The organism is Sporomusa sp. (genome assembly GCF_057736855.1).
In genome coordinates, this window is the sequence record NZ_JBYKYF010000343.1 from 1 (window position 1) to 2,940 (window position 2,940).

Here is a 2,940-nt window from a genome sequence, read left to right on the forward strand (position 1 = left end):
CGGGTGGCAGCAAATATATGGCGGATACGATTGATGTTACTATTAGTTCTGATATCGGTGTTACTTTCACCACTTTTGCCGCTGATCAAGCTAATGTTCAAGCAAATGCCGATAATGTCAACTTCCTTGACACCCGTATCGGCAGTTGGGCAAATTTCCGCAACAATAAGCATTATGTATACGCCAGTAACATAGATAAGCATCTTGCTGACAGCGACTTGCAACTTATGCCAGAAAACAATTCCTTCTATCTCTATATGGCGGCTGATCGGCAATTCAAGACTAATGCGCTAGTCATCAATTATCATCCTGACTATCTGGTTAATGGAGCTAGCAATGAAAATAGCCTTATTAAGCAGACCAGCAAACTTACCACTTTAAGCAATACCGTTTCTGAGAGTAATTCAGACTCGGAAAGCCTAGAAATCAATGCAAATCTGTCCGGCTTTAATGGCGGTCTCCAAACTTTGTCCAAGGAAAATACAGTTCAAATCATTGGTGGCGGAGTAAACACGGCTACTACTGGTGAAGTAAATCCTAGTGTAGCTGGCGAAGAGCTAGACTCTGGTATTACCGGAAGCGGCGCATCCACTGGTACTGCCGGTAACGGAGTACATATTGGCAATACCGATAATAACGAAGATGACAAGGAAAGTATGGACAACTAGGAACGATAATATGTAAAAGCGCAGCAGGCCGCTGGAAACGGCCTGCTGCAAAAAGGAGCAATGAACATGAATCAGGAATTTTATGCAGATAAGGTTAGCAATATCTATGTGAATGGAACAACGGTTCGTATTGATTTCGTCAGTTTGAACCCTGCTCTGCAGGATAAAGATGGCAATCCAGTGTACAATCATGCCGCTCGGGTAGTCATTCCGTTGTCTGGTTTTATTGAGGGTTTTTCTTTGGGACAAAATATTATTAGCCAATTAGTAGATAACGGTGTACTTACCATTACGCAACAGCAACCTGTGCCGCCTGTCGTCCCAACGACTAAGGCGGAGGACGATGGGCATGAAGTCTAAAAAGCAAACAACGGGGTTACTTATAGCTTTCACATTATTATGTTTGAACAGTTCAGTTCTAGCTCAACCTATGCCGCCAGCTGGCTATAACCCGTCTGGTGCTGAACTGAAGCAGGCTGGGGACATTTTAGAATATTACCGGTTGGGCGAAAAAATAAAATCTAAGACTTCGACAGAAGATACTGTTATTGATAAAACAACCCAGCAACCGGAACACTCCACTGACGGAACTGTTCGCGTTTTCATAAGGCGTATCGCCGTTGACGTTTCAGATATTCTCACAACAGAAGAAATACAGGCTATTACGGCGACTTATGAAAATCGAGAAATTAGCATATCCGATCTTTACGAAGTTATCGGTAAAATTAATGAACTTTATAAAAATAAAAATTATATTACGGCCAAAGCCTTGTTGCCGCAGCAAACCATTAAAGATGGCGTCGTGCGTATTCAGTTGGTTGAAGGACGCATTGGAGAATTGCAAGTCTTAGGTAATCAATACACGCGGGACTCGTTTTTCTTGGATAGGTTTAATCTTGTCAATGGCAGTCTTGTACGCTTGGACACTCTGGAACAACAGTTAATACACTTTAATATGACCAATGACGTGCGTCTTCGCGCCGAATTAAAGCCAGGAGCTGCGTTTGGTACCACAGATATTGTATTGATTGCGCAAGAACCGGAAAACGAAAAATTTCTTTTGTTTTCTGATAATGCGGGTAGCAAAAACACGGGACGGTATCGCTATGGATTTTCCTGGACCAATCGTAGCTTGACTGGCAACCGGGATATCATTAACTTGATGCCAGTGTGGTCAAAAGGTACCTTTGCGGGATCTTTTTCTTACAGTGTACCTGTTAACCATAGTGGACGGATGGCAATTAGTTATGCTAGAAACCGGATTGATATTTTATCCGGACCTTATGCCCATCTTAATATTGAGGGCTATTCTTCCGATTTGGGTCTTAGCTATAGTTGGCTACAGAGCGTTCGGGCCGGTTTTAAAACTGAACACAGCTTCCAGGTGAATGACAAAGACTCGGAAACCCTGTTTGATGGCACAAAAACTTTGGATACAGATGTCAAAACTATTGCTTATAGCTATACTTTGCAGGCAAATAGCAGTAAAAAAGCTGCTTATGTCCGACATGATATAACTAGGGGCTATGCAGATAGTGCTGGTCAGCGCCAGCACTTCATTAAATACAACTTAGCGGCTGTGCGGCAGCAGGCATTGAATGATGGCGTGATTCAGACTCTGCGCTTGAGCGGGCAGATCACACCAGACAAAATCTTGCCGACAGTAGAACAATTTTCTCTAGGTGGCATGTCCAGCGTGCGAGGCTATGCGGAAGGGCTGTTGCTAGGTGATAAAGGGTATTTTCTGAGCGTCGAATGGAGCAAATCGCTATCTGAGAAAACTACCGGGCTTATTTTTATTGATCATGGTGGTGCTTTTCCGTATAAAGGCAATCATGAATCTATCGGCAGTAACGATTTTCTGACCAGTTGTGGTATAGGGATGACGCATAATTTCTCGTCAGATCATGTAGCCAAACTGGTTCTGGGATTGCCGCTGCAGCATAATTATGCTAATTCTCCAAGGCTGCATTTTATTTGGCAATCCATTTTATAACAAATGAAGAATAAATCAGAATGCCTGCTTATCATACTAGGCGTTTTGGGTTGTCGACAGATTTTGTCGGCAGTTTTGTATTGACAAACAATAGACGTATGGGCCCTTTCTGACATTATAGTAAAATGTGTTTATATCAAGGGTGCGTATTCGAATTTTATGTTAATGGGATTACAAAATAAAAAAATAGTCCGTATCACGCAAATGTGGTACGGACTTACTGCTAGTTTGCCCGGCATGGGCAGTAACTAGGCGGTGAAAGTCCGCTATGGGCTT

The 2,940-nt window shown here is 42.7% G+C and carries 3 protein-coding genes; all 3 read left to right on the top strand.

Going from position 1 to position 2,940, the window contains the following annotated elements; translation table 11 throughout:
* The coding region (locus AC29Z1_RS15865) for a hypothetical protein (protein ID WP_488272427.1) at positions 1–668 on the top strand (668 nt) is incomplete at its 5' end.
* A 66-nt stretch (positions 669–734) separates the two neighbouring features.
* On the top strand, positions 735–1,028 hold the full coding sequence (locus AC29Z1_RS15870; RefSeq protein WP_488272428.1) for a hypothetical protein: 294 nt from the start codon (positions 735–737) through the stop codon (positions 1,026–1,028).
* Positions 1,018–2,664: a ShlB/FhaC/HecB family hemolysin secretion/activation protein gene (locus AC29Z1_RS15875; protein WP_488272429.1), complete on the top strand. Its 1,647-nt coding sequence runs from the start codon at positions 1,018–1,020 to the stop codon at positions 2,662–2,664. Before AC29Z1_RS15870 ends, AC29Z1_RS15875 begins: the two co-directional genes overlap by 11 nt.
* Positions 2,665–2,940: the final 276 nt, after the last annotated feature.

Excerpts from the sequence above, each read along its gene's own strand:
- AC29Z1_RS15870 (WP_488272428.1), top strand. The coding sequence starts at position 735 with ATGAATCAGGAATTTTATGCAGATAAGGTTAGCAATATCTATGTGAAT.
- AC29Z1_RS15875 (WP_488272429.1), top strand. The coding sequence starts at position 1,018 with ATGAAGTCTAAAAAGCAAACAACGGGGTTACTTATAGCTTTCACATTA.